This window comes from Acidobacteriota bacterium (assembly GCA_040752675.1).
GTDB lineage: Bacteria > Acidobacteriota > Polarisedimenticolia > JBFMGF01 > JBFMGF01 > JBFMGF01.
Genome location: JBFMGF010000011.1, coordinates 6,312 through 23,499, shown reverse-complemented (window position 1 = coordinate 23,499; position 17,188 = coordinate 6,312). Strand labels below are relative to the sequence as shown.

Below are 17,188 nucleotides of genomic sequence, written 5' to 3'. Positions count from 1 at the left end.
TTCATGATTTCCTCCCACCCTATGGGTTAAGGACAGCAAAGTTGCTGTCTGTTGTTTTTTGTTTCATATCAACAGTATAACTCATTGGGTGGGATTTCTTATGCTAAAAATCGCTCAAACTAGGTTTGAGGGATTTGCCGTTTAATCCGCACAAAAGGAGCATTGTCATAAAACATTTCATATATCTTGACAACTTCAGGCTCTGTTATTGCAACTTCGAGCTTTGCATGGATGGTCGTGTATATTCCTCTCGTCAGTGGGACAAGGTGTGGGACAAAGGATATTTGAACATTTTGCGACGTTTCCATACTCAGTACGGCCTGAATTTCCGGTATATGCTGATGGTGAATAATTTTGTAGGCACGAATATTTTCGTTAACTTCAGAGAAACTTAACTCAAGACTTGCAGATCGACCCGCGCCGGAAACACCGGAAAGTGAAGTGATAATAATATCAGAGGCTGAGATGATTGACGCCTGTAGTGCGGGGAGAATGGCAAGAATTATGCTGGTAGCGTAACATCCTGGATTTGCAACAAGTCGTGCATGTTTTAACTCTTCCAGATAAAGTTCGGGCAATCCGTACACAGCCTCATTCAAAAGACTCTGTGATGTATGAGGGTGTTGGTAATATTCCTCATACAGCTTTGAGGATGGTAAACGGAAATCTCCGCTCAGATCGATGACGCGACTGCCTCTGCCAAGTAATTGTGGAACGATGTTCATTGATTCACCGGAGGGTAAAGCAGCGAAAATAACATCGACTGCGGTAAGTGCTTCATCCTCAAGGGATTGGTACTCCAAGTCCGTAAGACCTGAGAATACTGGATAGAGTTCAGCAACTTTTTTGCTGACAGAGGTTGCAGCTATGACGCTCTTTATACAGACATTGGTGTTGCGAGAGAGAATGCGGATGAGTTCCGCACCTGAATAACCAGAAGCACCAACAATAGAAACACTGATCATAAAAAGTTCAATCAATTCAATTTGAACTTGCATAAAAATACATCATCTTGTATTATTATGCAAGTGCTTTTTAAAAAAATTTTCTTAGAAGGAACCTAACCAATGAATGCTCTCGAACGAGAATCCAAGTACTTCTTCCACACCTACAAGCGCATCCCTTTGGAGATCGAGAGGGGGAAAGGTGTCTATCTCTACACCAAAGATGGAAAGCGCTATCTTGATATGTTTGCAGGACTTGCAGTAAATGCTCTTGGGTATGGACATCCCAAGGTACTAAAGGCAATCGAGGAACAAAGTCGCAAATATATCCACCTTTCCAATTATTACCTCCAGGAACCGCAAATCCAATTAGCTGAACTCCTGGTCAAGTATTCAGGCTACCCAAAAGTATTCTTCTCAAATAGCGGAACAGAGGCTATTGAGGGTGCCATTAAGATTGCTCGAAAGTGGGGCTCAAAACGAGGAAAGACAGAAATCCTCTCTTTCTCCAACGCTTTCCATGGTCGCACGATGGGTGCACTTTCCATTATGGATCGACCGAAGTATCGCGACGGTTACGCACCGTTTCTTCCAAATTGTCGAATTGTTGAATTCAATAATCTCAAAGTGTTACACTCCGCAATCAATAACAGTACTCTCGCAGTTGTGTTGGAGTTTATTCAAGGTGAAGGTGGGATATGTCTTGCCTCACCCGACCTTGTTGAGAAACTAAAAAATCTAAAAGCAAAATATGGCTTTCTCATCATTGCCGATGAGATTCAATCTGGGTTGGGGAGAACAGGAAGGTTGTTCGGTTTCCAGCACTACGATGTACAACCCGATATTGTTGTCATCGCAAAACCGTTGGGCGGAGGACTACCGCTTGGAGCAATCTTAGGCGGTGCTATTGTTGCTGATGTTCTACAGCCAGGTGTACATGGGACTACGTTCGGAGGAAACCCTGTCGCATGCGCAGCAGGAGTCGTTGTGCTTCAAGAGATTATGGAAAACGGACTCATAAATAACGCCAATCAGATGGGTCAAATCTTGAAATCGAAACTTCTCGAAGTGAAAAAAGAATTTCCAACTCTTGTAAGAGACGTTCGAGGCTTCGGCTTGATGGTAGGAATGGAGCTAACCCGTGAGTGCGATAGTATTGTTGCTGCTGTACGAGAACAAGGCGTACTTGTGAATTGCACAAATCAGAATGTGGTACGTTTCCTGCCGTCTTTAATCATCAACGAACAGCATATTGAAGAAACAATCAGGGTATTGCGAGAAGCATTTAAATCATCAACGAAAGCATGATTCATTCACTATTAAAAAATGGAATCATCAGGGAATCATTGTCCATGGAACCTGAGACACGGTTTGCGATTGTGGTTGATGACCAAGCAGCCGGAGTCATTGCCTTCGGTCTTCATCGTGATGTGGAGCGCGTTTCAGCCGAGATAGGTTACTGGCTCGGCGAACCGTTCTGGAATCGCGGGATCATGACGGAGGCACTCAAGGCTGTAACCGAATATGCCATCAAGAAGCACCAACTTGCCCGCATTTACGCCCTTCCATTTGAATGGAATCATGCTTCATGCCGGGTATTGCAGAAAGCCGGATATTTGCTGGAAAGGCGCATGCTTCGAAGCGCCATCAAGATGGTAAGATCATCGACCAGTTCCTCTACGTCTACATTGTCTTAGAATAATTTGGTAGACTTATGATAGATACGCATGCACATCTTGACTTTCCTCAGTTCGAAAAGGACAGGGAAAAGGTCATTGAGCAGGCTTTTTCATCAGGTGTCAAAGCCATCATCAACATCGGGATAGACCTGGAATCATCACGGAAGTCGATTGCTCTGGCAGATGCTTACGAATCTATTTATGCCACAGTGGGCTTTCATCCTCACAACGCCTCCCGATGGAATGAGGAGGCGCTCAAGGAGCTTGAAACACTCGCCACTCATCCAAAAGTGGTTGCCATCGGTGAGGCCGGTTTGGATTTCTACCGCAACCTCTCCTCCGAGGAGAGCCAGATGAAAGCTTTCCGTGAGCAGATCGAGTTAGCGCTGCGGCTCAACCTCCCCATCGTCATCCATATTCGAAATGCTTATAAAAGGGGACTGGAAATCCTCTCGCAGTACTTCATCAAAAGAGAAAAATCTGGGATTCTTCACTGCTTCTCCGGCGATGAGGAAGACGCCAGGGAAGCCCTCTCACTGGGATTCCATCTTGCCTTCAATGGAACTCTGACCTATCGAAATTCAAAAGCAGCCGGAGTCGTGAAGAAACTTCCTCTCAATTCCATTCTGATTGAGACCGATTGCCCCTATCTGACACCAGAACCCTTCCGGGGGAGAAGGAATGAACCAAAACTGGTGAAATTGGTCTTAGAAAAGATGGTGGAACTTTTTCCTTCTTCCACCTTTGAGGAGCTTGATCAATGGACCTCCCGGAATGCGAGAAACGTCTTGGGGATCAAATGAGTTTTATGAAAATATGACGCAATCGGGCAAGCAAAGATTCAGAGCTTGAGAAACCAGATTTATTCGTAGCGGAGGGATTCAATCGGGTTGAGGCGTGAGGCTTTCCAGGCCGGGTAAGTTCCAAAGAAGAGACCCACCAGAACCGATACTCCAAGTCCAGCCATGATCGCCTCAATCGAGAACTTCGCCGGAAAGGGACTTGCATACCCCACAAGCTGGGCTATCCCGATTCCAACCATAACTCCAGCCGCACCGCCAGCCAGAGATAGAGTGACAGCCTCCGTCAGGAACTGCTGGAGGATGTCTCGGCTCCTCGCACCCAAAGCTTTACGAATTCCGATCTCACGAGTGCGCTGTTTCACATTCATGAGCATGATGTTCATCACGCCCACCCCGCCAATAACCAGGCTGATCCCCGCAATGACGAGAGTCGCCGTGCTGATTCCTCCTGTGACCTGACGGAATGTCCGGATATACCGGTCGGGAGTCCGGATGGCAAAATTGTTCGGCTGGTCAAATCGCAGACCCCGCCGGTCTCGCAGAATCTGTGTCCCCTGCTCGATGGCCAGCTCAACCCACTCGGGCTTCTTCGGCACCGTGGCGATGACACATCCATAGTCTTTCTTTGCTTCGGGCCAGATCTGGTCAAAGATTCCCATCGGGATCACCATCTGTTGATCGGCACCGCCCTGATCCAGGAAGGAGCCCTTCTGCTCAAATATGCCGATGACCTCAAAGGGGCGGCCATTGATTGAGATCATCCTGCCCAGAGGATCCAATCGAGGGAAGAGAGCTTCGGCAACTCCCTTGCCTATCACCGCCACCTGCGCTGAGTGGAGTTCTTCTCCCTGTGTGAAGAACCGACCCCGGCCAACGAAGTGGCTATTGGCCTCAGGATACACGGCCGTAACACCGCCGACAATCGCTCCTGTCGCCCGCCGGTCGCGGTAACGAACATTTATATCACTGAAATGCCATCTTTCGGGAGAGACATAAGCGATTGCCCAGGCATATCGTCGTATCGCTTCAGCGTCATCAAGAGTCAGATTGGGACGGAGCCGCTCCTCTTCCCGAGGAGGACCACCAAAATCTGCCTCGAGCTTCTGGAACTGTACAAGATAGGCGCCAAAGCTCCGGAATGAAGCGATGAACTGTTGATTGAACCCCTGAATCAGAGAAACCATGACGATGACGGTGGCAACTCCGATAATGATCCCGAGGCATGTCAGCGCGGATCGCAGTTTGTACATGTTCATGTATCTGAACGCCGAAGCGGCGTTTTCGAATCTCGCCATCAGGTGTCTGCGTAATGTCATTGTCTTATTTTATTCTGATCGTATCGCTTCAACAGGGTCGAGGCGGGATGCTCTCAGAGCAGGAACCCATCCGGCGAGGAGGCCTGAAAGAACGGACACGACAAGACCTATCGTCATGAGAAAGAGACTAACCCTCGCCGGAAACGGGGTGTAAGCTTCCACCAGCTTCGAGGCTATCCAGCCAAAACCAATTCCCACGATCCCTCCAAATGTTGACAATGTCATGGCTTCAAAGAGGAACTGGCGCCTGATGTCTCGGCGCCTCGCGCCAATGGCTTTCCGGATGCCGATTTCCTGAGTGCGTTCCATGATCGAAGCGAACATGGTGTTTGCAATGGCAACGCCCCCAACGAGGAGCGATATCGATGCAATCCAGATCACAAGCGCGAATCCAAAGAAGGTGATCTGCCGCCAGAAAGACTGCAGAGCCTCTGCATCGATGATATCGAAAGGATCGGGATCGCGGTAGGAAGTTCCTCGCCTCGAGCGCATGACCGTTCGGACACCTTCCATGACGGAAGGGATAGAATTCGAATCAGGGGCCTCAACGAAGATATCGATGCTGCGGCTCTTTCCCATCGCTTTCTCATACGAAGAGAAAGGAACAAGAACGACCTGATCCTGACTCTGACCGAAGATTTTTCCCTGGCGGATTAACAGACCGACGATCCGGAATGGCTTACCGGAAACCTTGATCAAGCGCCCGATCGGATCGACATTGGGGAAAAGTTGATCCTTCACATCCCAGCCGACCACAGCGACAGGGCGCGCCGCACGATCTTCCACATCCGTGAAGTAGCGCCCATCATCGAGCTCCATCCCCACCATCCAGGGCATCTCCGGTCCCGTGCCCACAAAGAAGGTATCCGCAAGCCGGCTCCCCTCGGCATAAACAGCCTGTTGCGAAAAGACACGCGGACAGACACGGACTGCTTTCGGAACGAGGCGGCGCACTGCATCGACATCTTCAAGCGTGATATCCTTCCTCTTCATCGCCTGAAGGAACTCCTCGCGGCTCGTTATGATGCCGAACTTTGTGATGATGAATGTATTCGGTCCAAGCTGGTTGATGATGTTAGCAGCATACTCGTTCAAACCGCTGACCACGGAGATCACTGCAATGATCGTCGTGACGGCGATGATGATCCCTAGCAGATTCAGGAACGATCGCATCTTATGGGCACGGATCGACTCCAGTGCGATCCGGAACATCTCCAGTGTGATCACTTCGATTCTTCCTTAGATTCCCCAGCTCCGAGAGTATTGTTCACGGTGATTTTATCCCCGGGTTTCAGCTCACGCAGCGCGCTGAAAGGACCAACTATAATCTCCTCACCTTCCTTGAGACCTTCCAGTGCTTCAACATCGAGTTCCCCCTTGATCCCGGTCTTGACCTTGCGAAAGACAGCCTTTCCATTCTCGACAATATAAACTCCCTCCACATCCCGCGCGCGGGAGGCAACCGATTCTATTTTTCCAGCCTCGGTAGCCTGGCGCTCTTCTCCCTTCGCATCGGGCAGATTCTTCTCCTCTTCATCGCGGAGGACCAGAGCCCCCATCGGGATGGCAAGGACATTTTCTCGCCTGCCAGTCTCGATGTCAGCCGTGACGGTGAGACCCGGGCGGAGTTGTTCAGGGTGTTCGGTGAGAGCAACCTTGACCTTGTAGTCCGTACCCGTGGCTGAGCCTCCCAGGGCTGATAAACCCTGGATGGGGCTGCTTCCAATCTCCGAGACAACTCCCGGGAAGGAAGTATCAGGAAAAGCATCGATCAAGACTGAGGCCTTCTGACCGATGCGCAGGAGTGGAACATCGGTCTGATCCACCTCGAGCTCCGCTTCCACACTCGCCATATCAGAGATGGTCATGAGGACCGTGCCGGGGTTGTTCATCGTCCCGGTCACCACAACTTCACCACGCTCGACATTGCGGCGGGTCACGATGCCATCCATGGGAGCGCGAATCTCCGTCTTTGTCAGCTCATCTTCGGCGGCCGCCAGCTCCGCTTTCGCCTGAGCCACTTGCCTTTCCACCCGTTCCTCTGTTGCCATATTCTGGTCATAGAGACTCTTCGCACGGTCGTATTCGGCTTCCGGAATGATCTTCTCATGGAACTGGCGCTCGATCCGTTCGAGATCACGTCTCGCCTGTGCCGTCGCTTCGCGGGACCGGACAAGCTCTGCTTCAAGAGCTTTAAGGCCCCACCTGCGAGAATCAACCGCCGCGGCATAGCGGGTCTGATCGATGACAAGGAGAAGATCGCCCTTCTTGACCCGCATTCCCTCCTCCACGTTGAGCTCTGTGATCTGCCCCATGATGTTGGCTGAGAGTTCGACCTTTGTTCGTGCCTGAATCGTCCCATTGGCGGTCACAAGGGAGGTGAGATTCTTCTTTTCGACCTTCGTCGTGCGTACCTGCTTCCCCTTCGGCTTGCTGTACTGAATCGAAACGATAACCACTGCGGCTATGATTGCAACCACGATTGATCCGATGATGATTTTCGTTCTCCTTTTCATGAAGTTATGATCTCCTTTTCATAGTTCTGATCTTCAGGAATCCTTTTTAGATGATTATACGAATATCTTTCCTCTTTGTTCTCATAACAGCTTTACACCAAACAACATAAATATTAGGTAACGTTCAAAAGTTTTGACATTTAAAGGTCAAGTGCAGCGGTAACCTCCTTCAACATATTCTCATCAGGAATAGGAATCTTCAAGTAAGATCGTCCTGTTTTTTCATCCTTCTCGACCAAACCGAAACTGCGATTCTTCCCGCTTCCTCCAGACGCAGCGACCAGAGTTCCAAGATTCCTTAAAAATGAAGCGGCCGACTCAAGAAGAGGCTGCAAAGGATGAGCAGGTTCCATCATCGGCTCTCCAAAGAGGAGAAAGTCTTATCGCGCAGGACGCTATTGCCATCGAAATACCTGGAAGCCAGCCGGCGAAGTCCTGCCGGTGCATCAGAACCCGCAGAGAATTTCACAAGGCGCCTGGAGCCGTAAAGTAAATAAACTTCCGAAAAAGGAGGCTGATAACCATTCTTAAGCATACTGCAAGTGCGCCGGTTCTTTCTGAATCGTGCCAGAGTGAATTCAATGTGCTTACACGTTCCCAGGGTGTTCACCGCGAAATCGGGACAGGAGCAATAATTCAGGCCAAGCCCATCACCGCGTATCACCACTCGATAGGTACGCTTTGTTGCCGGATTCGTGACGAGGAATTCCGAGAAAACCGGATGGCTGCCAATGTTCTTGATTTTGAAGCTCTGCAAAATCGCGTATTGCCGCCGGAGCTCTATCTGCCATTGTTCCAATGTCAAATCAGGCGATTTGTGCGTAGCGCTTATCTTTTTTTTGCCGGAGGGACTGAGGTTTTGAGCTTTCTGTTTTCAGCTTTCTTCAAGAAGGGCTTTACTCTTCTGCCAATGACTTCCATATCTCGTACAGATTTTCAGGATATAGAGTGGCAGATTAGCAGAAAAGTTAAGATAAATCCATAGAGAATTTGACTAATGTGACAGATGACACATTAGCAATTATCTATAAAACTGCGGTTCGATGCTATACTGAATTGAGTGCAGTTCAGGATATCTTTTTACGGCTGATAGCTATTATGAGGGAGGATCAAGCTATGAAAGTTATTCTCATCGGTGCAACTGGAACAATTGAAAGAGCTATCATGCATGCTATCGGGAATCGCCACGAGGTGATTCCGGTGAGCTTCAGCAAATCTGTGATTAAGGTTGATATTGCTGACAGGGCATCCATCACGAAAATGTTCGAAACGATAGGACGGGTTGATGCCGTAAGAGGTGCTTGATGCAATAAAGTAGGCATATTGCGGCGTCATGACAAAAATCCTCTCAAATGCCTTAGAAGGTCGCATTCATATTGAGAAATTAATATAGGAATCCTTTATAAAGAAATTCTAACCAACATTAACCTTATTTGGTAAAATTAAAACGATAATGAGGAATATATATAATGAAGCCCAAGCGATACATCGTATGGTCAACGAATAAAGAGATCGATCTTAATGATCCCTGGCAAAGGAAGTGGTACATTGGAGAGGTCCTATCCAAAGGAAGGGCTGAGGATATAGCTGAATTAGACTGGGAAGAGGTCAAAACTCTTCTTCCAGTTCTCCAGTTGCCTGAAAGAGTTCGAAAGTTCTGGGAGTTTTACTTTGAATCTACTAAAAGGTAAGGGGACATTAACGGTGATTCAGCAGAATCTTCTGAAAGAATTCGGTAAGCTCCGTGATGCTTCGTTCTTTTATCTGACGGGTGGTACAGCTCTGGCTGAATTCTATCTGGGGCATCGTCGCTCTTTTGACCTGGATTTCTTCACTTCTGAAAAAGACTTAATCATTCCCTTTTCCAGGATCGTTGAGGAAAACTTGTCAATGCAAGAATACTCATTCAATATTATTCGCCGATTTGAATCGTTCGTCGAGCTGGAAGTCAATAGAGAAGGAGAAAAGATCCGTCTGCATCTTGCCTATGATTCCCCCTTTCGATTTGAGGAGCCACATCTTTCCAGTCTTGGCGTAAATGTCAATGATTATAAGGATCTCATTGTGGATAAAGTTCTCACCTTCTTCGGGAGGTGGCAACAACGGGATGCTGTGGACCTGTATTTCATCCTCCAGACAAGACCGATTGAAGAATTGATCACGATAGCAAAACAGAAAGATCCGGGATTTGATCTTTATTGGTTCAGCATGGCTCTCAAGGAAGTTGACGCCTTTCCGGATGACATAGAAAAATGGCCTGTCGATATGCTTGTGAAATTAGATGCTGGAGAATTAAAGAGTAGATTTTTAAATCTTGCCCGGGACATGATGTATAAAATCAAAGAAGAAAACAAGGATGGGAAGGTGTAGTGAATCTATCGTCAGAAATACTCAAGAATAGATCACCGATTCTATCTTTCTCTTCCTTTGTTCGCTCCTGACAATCATTTTTCTAAAGACATATGCTAACAGGAGTTTACATTAATGATGGCATGGATAAACAGGGAAAACAGAGCCAAGCGCTGCCAAGTGCAAAGAGGAAAATCTTATCCATTAGAATGAAACGATTTTTTCATATCCATTAAATTTTTCTACAAGAATATGATGATCGCGTAAGTTGATCACAGCCGAGCATCCAACAGAGAGGGAAAAGAGCGGCAAGCGAAAAAACGAAATTCTTATCCTTAATTTCTTCCATAGGAACATTTCCTCGCTTACAATGATTTGATAAAATGCGAAATGCCATCCGCGCTCTGTCTGAATAGGCTGTATGATGCATCGCTGATAGATGACTCGATTGGGCAATTGACTTGAGTGATCAGCATGATTGAATCCGGAAAAAAGACGATCTATTTCTTCGAGAGAGGGAATCCATCGCCGCTGGGCGCGGCTTTGCTCCCGCTTTCCTCTAACGCTGTCCAGTATGGGATGGGACTATTTGAGACTATGAGGGTCTACTCGTCGGTTGTTCCCTTTCTTGACGAACATCTGGAAAGGGCTGAGAGGTCAATGAGCATCCTCGGCCTGAAGTGTGATCTCCCCCGTGAAGAACTGAAGAATACGATTTACAGGTCGATCAATGAAAGCTCCATTCAGGAAGGATCTGTCAAGATCCTCTTTCCAGTCAACGATGCCTCGTTTGAGATCAGCCGATACGCCGTTATAGTTTCCGGGGAGATTCCTTACGCTTCAGACATCCACGAACAAGGAGGAAGAGCCATCATCCTTGGATGGAGGAAGAATAGCCGGTCGCGACTTTCGGGAATGAAGACGTTTAATTATATGGAGAATCTTCTGGCGAGAATGGAGGCAAATAGAAAGGGTTTCGATGAGGCAATTCTTTTAAACGAGAAAGGGAATATCTGTGAGGGGGCTTTCTCTAATCTCTTCTTCATCAAGGGGAAGGTAATATACACTCCCTCTCCAGGGCAGGGGATCCTCTCCGGGATCACGAGGGGAAAGGTTATCCGAATAGCGAGTCAAAGCGGGTTCAAAATCTACGAGGGGAAGGTGGCAGTATCGAGAATCAAGGATGTCCATGAGGCATTCATGACATCCTCACTGGCGGAAATTATCTCTCTCGTAGAGATTGGGAAGATTAGAATCGGGAACGGAATCCCCGGAGAAAAGACCAGGACGCTCCATGACCTCTATAGAAGAGCGATCCACAATGAAATCATGAAGATCAATTCAACCCTCAGGAGACAGGTATGATTTTTATCGAGGCTTTCTTCATCTTCCTCATCGTCTGGTTCATCGTCGTCTTTCTTCATGGCCTGTTCCACTCGATGAAGCGAGAATAAGGAAATTGACTCGCCTTTTTAATAGGTGTATATTTGGAATGTTTGTTGCTGATTCCGGACTACCGGCTTCAAAAGACCGACGCTATAAATAAAAATCATATTTATATATGCAATTTATCCAATGAGGGATGCTTCCTCAGTATTATCCTGCTATATGTTGTTATATGCGTTTTCACGATTGCATGTTGAGGACTTAACATCTCTTGGATCTTAGATGTGAGGTTTCATGAAAATCTTGAATCATCTGTGACAAGGGGGCGTTATGAGAAAAAATTTGAATGCAGTATTGTTTTTTCCGATAGCTTTTCTCGTTTTGCTTAAAGTCATCAGCGGCTTGCAGGCAGCGGGTGCTGCGGAGGGTGCTGGCAGCCCTGAGCCGAAGAATGGCTCCATATCATCAGTCATCCTTCCCAAGCTGAAAGGGGAACTGCCTCTGGTAATGGGATCGGCGCAGAAGGATGCGATCATTCCCATCAGCATAGTTCTCAGGGAGCAAGTTTCCAGAAGCGAGATCCTCGTTCTTGGTCAGGGGAAATCGAAGGCTGAGCGTCTGAAAGCCATTTCGGTGCGCTTGAAGGAAGTAGCCTCAAGGTCGCAGCTTCCCATCCTCTCAATCCTGGAACGTGAGAAGCAGGGAGGCCATGCCAGAAGGATCAGGCCGCTCTGGCTCAGCAACGTTATTGGCGTCGATACGACGAGAGCCATTATCGAGGAGATTGCCGGAAGACCGGATGTAAAGTACATTAACTACAATCCCAAACGCGATGTCTTTCTTCACACCCGGGCGTCGTCAAATTCCTCCGCTGCATTGCAATCACAGGGGATACCGGCAGCAGCTCCAGCGGCAGAGCCTCTTGAGATCGAATGCGGCGTCGAGCTGATGCGAGCTCCCGATGTCTGGGATCTGCTCGGAATCACCGGAGACGGGGCAGTCGTGGCAGTAATAGATACAGGGGTATGCCTCAACCATCCCGACATCGTGAATCAGATATGGGTTAACCCAGGGGAGGACCTCGATCATGATGGGGTCATCATGGATCCCGACGACGAGAACGGCGTCGACGATGACAGCAACGGCTTCATCGATGACTTCGTCGGCTGGAACTTCGATCTGGGGAACAACAATCCAGATGACCAGAACTCGCATGGTTCTCACGTCGCGGGAACTGTGGCCGGCGATGGGACGTCCGGGACCAAAGCCGGAATGGCACATGGTGCGAAGATCATGGTCGTTCGTGTAGGCGTCACCTTTGCAGATGAGGTGGATGTCTGGAACGCCATGCAGTATGCGGCTGATAACAACGCGGATCTCATCTCCATGAGTCTCGGCTGGCCGCATAATCAGAACCCCGACCGCGCCACCTGGAGGGCAAACTGCGAAAATACGATCGAGATGGGAACGGCTATGGTTATAGCAGCCGGGAACGAGGGAAGCGGTAATGAACCCGATAACGTGAGAACACCCGGAGATGTTCCCAGGGTCATCACAGTGGGAGCCACGGATTGCAACGATGAAATTGCTGGCTTCTCATCCCGTGGGCCGGTAACCTGGCAGGATGTGGATCCTTACAACGATTATCCCTATCCACCCGGTCTCATCAAGCCAGATGTCTCGGCACCGGGTGTGGATACGAAATCGCACAACTTCTGCAGCGGGTACTCTCTGAAAAGCGGGACTTCGATGGCAACACCGCACACGGCGGGGGCTGCCGCACTGATGGTATCCGCCGATCCAACCCTCTTTCCGGATGACATCAAGGAAGTTCTCGAGCAGACTGCGGTTGATCTGGGTGTTCCAGGGAAAGACAACGAGTATGGTTCCGGGCGCGTGGATGCTTATGAAGCGGTTAATCAGGTGGCAGGGAAGATCACCTATCACAGTCACACCATTGATGACAGCAATCCAAACTACGGGAATGGCGATGGAAACGTCGACTTTGGAGAAACGGTCACGATCAGGGTCACGTTGCGTAACAAGGAGACGACTCCGGCAACCAATGTCTGGGCTGTTCTCACCACGAAAAATACCGGGGTCATCATCAGGGATAAAGTTGCCTATTATCCGGACATCGCGGGAGAGGCGACGGCCGAGTCCAAGCCTCCGCATTTCACGATTACGGTCAATGAGGGATGTGGAGCGCTTATCAAATTCAAAATGGAGATCCACCACGATAGTGGTGCCATATCTCACACGGGATTTTCAGTGAGGGTGGGAGAGGAGACTGAAACTACTTTCTTCCAGGATGACATGGAAACCGATAAGGGATGGGCAGTCAGCGGGACGGCAACAGCAGGGATCTGGGTAAGAGAGGACCCCTATGAGGTCAAGGATTCCGAAGGTCGACTGGTCCAGCCTGAGGATGACACGACGGCTTCTCCTGGCGTGAAGTGCTGGGTGACAGGAAATCCGAGGCCGTCCGGGAAGTTTCAGCCAGGGGATGGAGATGTGGATGGAGGTGCTGCCGTTTTAGAGTCTCCAATCTTCGATGCCACGGGTGCGGGGATCATGACGCTGGATCTTAATCGCTGGTTCTATCATGTCAAGTCGGATGAGTATGACTCGAGCTTTTTCGAGCTGGCGGTTTCGAACAACGGCGGCTCAAGCTACAGCATCCTGGAAAGAGTTGAGGGGATGTCAAATCAATGGCTGTCAAAGAGCCTCAATGTTTCAAGCATCCTGCAGCCATCCTCACAGATGAGGATACGAGTCCGCGTAGTGGAGGAGAGTGGCTGGGGCATTCCGATAGGAGATATCATCGTTGAAGGGCTGATCGATGATGTCCGATTCTACGGAACACATTATGAGTGCGATGTGTTCACGGCTCCTCCTGCCAATCCACCCAACAAGGTTGGAGATACGCTGCAAGTCACAAAAGAGGAAAACAACGTCAGGCTGGAATGGCAGGCACCGCCCACGGATGCCACTCATGATGCCGCCACGCTGTACAGGATCTACCGTTCTGATAAACCCGACACAGGTTTTGCGGAGTTAGGATCGGCGACGGCGACATTCTATCTCGACCTGAAGGAACTCGACGATTTGGACAGTCATTATTACAAAGTCGTGGCAGAAAACGGCGGCGGTACCGAAACAGATTGATTGAAAAATCTCTCGCTCGATGAAGTAACATTTTCCTGTCTCTTAATGGAAAATCTTCTAAGGAGAGGATAAAAAATGGTGCCTAGGGACGGAATTGAACCGCCGACGCCAGGATTTTCAGTCCTGCGCTCTACCGACTGAGCTACCTAGGCACTCGCAATCTCTAAAGTTCCTCTCGGAACCTCATTTTTGTTGCTATAGGATACCACTTTTCCTGTGATTTGTCATCGCACTTTCTCGATTTGGTGAATTGTTGAGAAGGTTCCATCCATAAGAATTGTTATATTGACATTTGTATATTACGAGCGTATAAAAAAGATTGTCAGACTCTGCACAAATGCAGGAGTGTAATGCGATAAAACCTTTTAGAGAGGTAGTAGGGCCATACCTGCGGAGGGATGGAGCCTTGAAAGTGAGGTCATTCATGAACAGCCAGAGGCGATTCAAAACGTTAGCAGCAGTTTTTATCTTCTTCATCATAGCTTTTAGCTTGCAGGAATATGTCTACACCCAGGAAGAGGATTATCTCCTCAACCCGCCTCTCCTTCTGAGAGTGACAATCTTAGATAAAGAGAGGGAGATCCCTCTCCTTGCGGGGTATCAGCTTGATGTGGCAGGGATCAACGTCAAGGAAAACACGGTTGATATCATCGGAGATTATCCGACCTATCTGAACCTGATCGCAGGAGGGTTCACGACGGAGATCGTAAGAGATCTGACCCCCACGACCGAAGAAATTCTGGGATTGAGCGATTATCTTAATCCCGACGAGATTGAGCAGAAGCTCAACGAATATGAAGCAGCCTACCCGGCCCTGGCGAAAAAGTTTCAGTATGGCACGACTGAGGAAGGGAGACCGGCGTGGGCTATGAAGATATCCGATAACGTGACGGTCGAAGAGGATGAAGCAGCCGCCCTCTTTGTGGCCCAGCACCATGCAAGGGAAGTGATGACCCCTGAAATAGCCATGGATATCATTGATTATCTCCTGACCAGGTACTCAACAGATCAGGAAGTCAAATACTGGGTTGACAACAGGGAGATCTGGGTGCTGCCGACGCATAACCCTGATGGCTCCAACTATGTTTTTACCATTGATAACATGTGGAGAAAGAACAGGAGAAACAACGGCGACGGGACATACGGCGTCGATCTCAACAGGAACTATCCATTTAAGTGGGGAGGCTGCAATGGTTCGAGTGGCTCAACAGGAAGCGATACATACAGGGGACCCTCCCCTGCTTCAGAGCCGGAAACACAGGGAATAATGAACCTCACCCAGGACCACCGACCCTTGGTCAACCTTTCCTACCATTCTTACAGCGAGCTTGTCATCCATCCCTTCGGTTGCACCAACGTCTATCCATCACCCCACGAAAAGAAGGTCTTTCGTGAGATCAGCTCGGATATGGGAGCCCGCTTGTTCAATGATGCCGGGACTGGCTACTACGCCAATGGAACTGGATGGGAGCTCCTCTATGCTGTAGATGGTGAGATGAACGACTGGTTTTACGGAGAAATGGGATCCTATGGTGTGACTATCGAGGTGAACCAGTCTTTTCAGCCTGACTATGAGACATGGAGGGATTCCACCGTTTTCAGAAACCGTGCAGGATGGCAGTATCTGTTGAATAGAATGGACGATTCAAGCATCTACGGTCACACATACGATGCCTGCGCTGGAAGTCCGATCTCTGCCAATCTTTCGCTGGATGAGGTCGTCTTTTCGTTCGGCGAATCGACGAGAACGAGTGAGCCTCAACATGGTCGCTATCAGTGGATAACCCAGCCTGACAAATTCCATATCAATTTCTGGAAGGAGGGGTATTATTCGCAGAAATGGCCGGTTAACATCCGATTCGCTTCAGTGTTGAAGGATGCTTACCTCGTTCCCGAAGGTTCCTTCGACCTTGACTATTATGCTCACCGCATCCTCGATTCCGATCAGGACAACGACGGCGAGGCCGATCCGGGAGAGACCGTCGATATGCCTGTGACGATATATGCCACGGGGGGAGACGTTGGAGCGATTACGGCAACGCTCTCGAGCAGCGACCCGAATGTCTCGATCCTCGATTCCTCTGCAACTTTCCCGGACATTCCGGCGGGAGGGACCGCGGAATCGCTCTCGAATCATTTCAAGATTTACGTTTCTTCTGAAGCCCTCGATGGACATGAGATCCCGTTCACGCTGACCTTTACATCCAACAAGACACTCTGTCGATCCGAAACTTCATTTATGGTCAGGGTAACAAAAGGGTTTGAATCGTGTCCATTCGCTGCTGAATATCTGGAATCCGACCCGGGGTGGACCATCGAGAACAGTGATTCGCTTGGCTGGGAATTTGGACCTCCGGCAGGAGCAAGCGGTGGTCCTCCTTCGGCTCATACGGGGACGAATGTTTACGGAACCAACCTGGATGGGAACTACGGGAACAATGCGGACTACAAACTGACCACTCTTGCCTACGATCTACGTGGGTTGAGAAATGCAGAGCTACGATTCTGGAGATGGCTGAACAACGAGGAGGGAGCCGACCTCGCCTCAATCGAGATCAGCACCAATGGCGTTGACTTCCAGGAAATCTGGAAGGGGTTTGGGAGAGATACGCAGTGGGAAGAGTACAGGTATGACGTCTCAAGCATCGCGGATCAGGAGGATCTCGTTTACATCCGCTTCAGGCTTAAGAGTGATTCCTACTCGTCCAAGAGCGGATTCTATATCGATGACGTCACCATCTGCGGAGAGGAGGTCCCGAGCTCTGCTGGAAAGGTTAAATATTACAGCCATACAATCAACGATTCCAACTCCAGCTATGGGAATGGCGATGGTGAGATAGACATCGGCGAGACTGTAACCATGGCCGTCACCGTGAGGAATACGAAGGACTCAACAGCCACCGCTGTTTCAGGTATCCTCACAACCACTTCTACTGGAGTTACTATCAATAACAATTACGCCACTTATCCCGATATTGCGGCGGGGGTAACCGCAGAGTCCGATTCTCCGCATTACACCTTTACCGT

Annotated in this window: 15 protein-coding genes, 1 tRNA gene and 1 pseudogene; 10 read left to right on the top strand and 7 right to left on the bottom strand. The window is 49.0% G+C overall.

Features of this window, described 5'->3' with window-relative positions:
- Positions 1-119: 119 nt before the first annotated feature.
- Positions 120-998 (bottom strand): N-acetyl-gamma-glutamyl-phosphate reductase, encoded by an 879-nt coding sequence (argC, locus tag AB1756_01670; protein MEW5806052.1) that lies wholly within the window; start codon positions 996-998, stop codon positions 120-122.
- Between the two features lie 69 nt (positions 999-1,067).
- Here argC and AB1756_01665 point away from each other — a divergent pair, with 69 nt between their 5' ends.
- Genes AB1756_01665 through AB1756_01655 form a run of 3 tightly spaced genes read left to right on the top strand, consistent with a single transcriptional unit; the run spans position 1,068 to position 3,426 of the window.
- Entirely contained in the window at positions 1,068-2,252 is a 1,185-nt protein-coding gene (locus tag AB1756_01665; protein MEW5806051.1) for an aspartate aminotransferase family protein, read from the top strand.
- Between the two features lie 44 nt (positions 2,253-2,296).
- Positions 2,297-2,641, top strand: a complete 345-nt coding sequence (locus tag AB1756_01660) for a GNAT family N-acetyltransferase (protein ID MEW5806050.1) — start codon at positions 2,297-2,299, stop codon at positions 2,639-2,641.
- A gap of 17 nt (positions 2,642-2,658) precedes the next feature.
- A complete protein-coding gene (locus AB1756_01655) occupies positions 2,659-3,426 on the top strand; it encodes a TatD family hydrolase (GenBank protein MEW5806049.1) in 768 nt (255 codons plus the stop codon).
- A gap of 59 nt (positions 3,427-3,485) precedes the next feature.
- Here the strand turns inward: AB1756_01655 and AB1756_01650 are convergent, their stop codons facing one another.
- The 4 genes from AB1756_01650 to AB1756_01635 form a co-directional block, all read right to left on the bottom strand.
- Positions 3,486-4,721, bottom strand: coding sequence for an ABC transporter permease (locus AB1756_01650; GenBank protein MEW5806048.1), 1,236 nt, complete (start codon positions 4,719-4,721; stop codon positions 3,486-3,488).
- 30 nt (positions 4,722-4,751) lie between these two features.
- Entirely contained in the window at positions 4,752-5,969 is a 1,218-nt protein-coding gene (locus AB1756_01645) for an ABC transporter permease (protein MEW5806047.1), read from the bottom strand.
- On the bottom strand, positions 5,966-7,258 hold the full coding sequence (locus AB1756_01640; protein ID MEW5806046.1) for an efflux RND transporter periplasmic adaptor subunit: 1,293 nt from the start codon (positions 7,256-7,258) through the stop codon (positions 5,966-5,968). Before AB1756_01640 ends, AB1756_01645 begins: the two co-directional genes overlap by 4 nt.
- 140 nt (positions 7,259-7,398) lie before the next feature.
- Positions 7,399-7,614: a hypothetical protein gene (locus AB1756_01635; protein ID MEW5806045.1), complete on the bottom strand. Its 216-nt coding sequence runs from the start codon at positions 7,612-7,614 to the stop codon at positions 7,399-7,401.
- On the opposite strand from AB1756_01635, the gene AB1756_01630 reads away from it, so the two are divergent.
- The gene (locus AB1756_01630) at positions 7,563-7,751 is read left to right on the top strand and encodes a hypothetical protein (protein ID MEW5806044.1); all 189 of its coding nucleotides are present in this window, start codon (positions 7,563-7,565) and stop codon (positions 7,749-7,751) included. The genes AB1756_01635 and AB1756_01630 overlap by 52 nt on opposite strands.
- A 96-nt stretch (positions 7,752-7,847) precedes the next feature.
- Here AB1756_01630 and AB1756_01625 read toward each other — a convergent pair.
- Positions 7,848-7,922, bottom strand: a pseudogene (locus AB1756_01625) (hypothetical protein).
- Positions 7,923-8,374: 452 nt separating this feature from the next.
- Here AB1756_01625 and AB1756_01620 point away from each other — a divergent pair.
- The 5 genes from AB1756_01620 (at position 8,375) to AB1756_01600 (ending at position 14,161) form a co-directional block, all read left to right on the top strand.
- Positions 8,375-8,563 (top strand): hypothetical protein, encoded by a 189-nt coding sequence (locus tag AB1756_01620; GenBank protein MEW5806043.1) that lies wholly within the window; start codon positions 8,375-8,377, stop codon positions 8,561-8,563.
- Between the two features lie 164 nt (positions 8,564-8,727).
- A complete protein-coding gene (locus AB1756_01615) occupies positions 8,728-8,949 on the top strand; it encodes a hypothetical protein (GenBank protein ID MEW5806042.1) in 222 nt (73 codons plus the stop codon).
- Positions 8,950-8,962: 13 nt separating this feature from the next.
- On the top strand, positions 8,963-9,628 hold the full coding sequence (locus AB1756_01610; GenBank protein MEW5806041.1) for a nucleotidyl transferase AbiEii/AbiGii toxin family protein: 666 nt from the start codon (positions 8,963-8,965) through the stop codon (positions 9,626-9,628).
- 453 nt (positions 9,629-10,081) lie between these two features.
- Positions 10,082-10,972, top strand: coding sequence for an aminotransferase class IV (locus AB1756_01605; GenBank protein MEW5806040.1), 891 nt, complete (start codon positions 10,082-10,084; stop codon positions 10,970-10,972).
- 351 nt (positions 10,973-11,323) lie between these two features.
- Positions 11,324-14,161 (top strand): S8 family serine peptidase, encoded by a 2,838-nt coding sequence (locus tag AB1756_01600; protein ID MEW5806039.1) that lies wholly within the window; start codon positions 11,324-11,326, stop codon positions 14,159-14,161.
- Positions 14,162-14,237: 76 nt separating this feature from the next.
- Here the strand turns inward: AB1756_01600 and AB1756_01595 are convergent.
- Positions 14,238-14,313 (bottom strand) — tRNA-Phe (locus AB1756_01595).
- A gap of 272 nt (positions 14,314-14,585) precedes the next feature.
- Here AB1756_01595 and AB1756_01590 point away from each other — a divergent pair.
- A partial coding sequence (locus AB1756_01590; protein MEW5806038.1) for a M14 family zinc carboxypeptidase occupies positions 14,586-17,188 on the top strand: 2,603 nt, incomplete at its 3' end.

What these genes read in the sequence shown, in the direction of transcription:
- argC (MEW5806052.1), bottom strand. Translation starts at nt 998, where the DNA reads ATGCAAGTTCAAATTGAATTGATTGAACTTTTTATGATCAGTGTTTCT.
- AB1756_01665 (MEW5806051.1), top strand. Translation starts at nt 1,068, where the DNA reads ATGAATGCTCTCGAACGAGAATCCAAGTACTTCTTCCACACCTACAAG.
- AB1756_01660 (MEW5806050.1), top strand. Translation starts at nt 2,297, where the DNA reads ATGGAACCTGAGACACGGTTTGCGATTGTGGTTGATGACCAAGCAGCC.
- AB1756_01655 (MEW5806049.1), top strand. Translation starts at nt 2,659, where the DNA reads ATGATAGATACGCATGCACATCTTGACTTTCCTCAGTTCGAAAAGGAC.
- AB1756_01650 (MEW5806048.1), bottom strand. Translation starts at nt 4,721, where the DNA reads ATGGCGAGATTCGAAAACGCCGCTTCGGCGTTCAGATACATGAACATG.
- AB1756_01640 (MEW5806046.1), bottom strand. Translation starts at nt 7,258, where the DNA reads ATGAAAAGGAGAACGAAAATCATCATCGGATCAATCGTGGTTGCAATC.
- AB1756_01630 (MEW5806044.1), top strand. Translation starts at nt 7,563, where the DNA reads ATGAAGCGGCCGACTCAAGAAGAGGCTGCAAAGGATGAGCAGGTTCCA.
- AB1756_01635 (MEW5806045.1), bottom strand. Translation starts at nt 7,614, where the DNA reads ATGATGGAACCTGCTCATCCTTTGCAGCCTCTTCTTGAGTCGGCCGCT.
- AB1756_01620 (MEW5806043.1), top strand. Translation starts at nt 8,375, where the DNA reads ATGAAAGTTATTCTCATCGGTGCAACTGGAACAATTGAAAGAGCTATC.
- AB1756_01615 (MEW5806042.1), top strand. Translation starts at nt 8,728, where the DNA reads ATGAAGCCCAAGCGATACATCGTATGGTCAACGAATAAAGAGATCGAT.
- AB1756_01605 (MEW5806040.1), top strand. Translation starts at nt 10,082, where the DNA reads ATGATTGAATCCGGAAAAAAGACGATCTATTTCTTCGAGAGAGGGAAT.
- AB1756_01600 (MEW5806039.1), top strand. Translation starts at nt 11,324, where the DNA reads ATGAGAAAAAATTTGAATGCAGTATTGTTTTTTCCGATAGCTTTTCTC.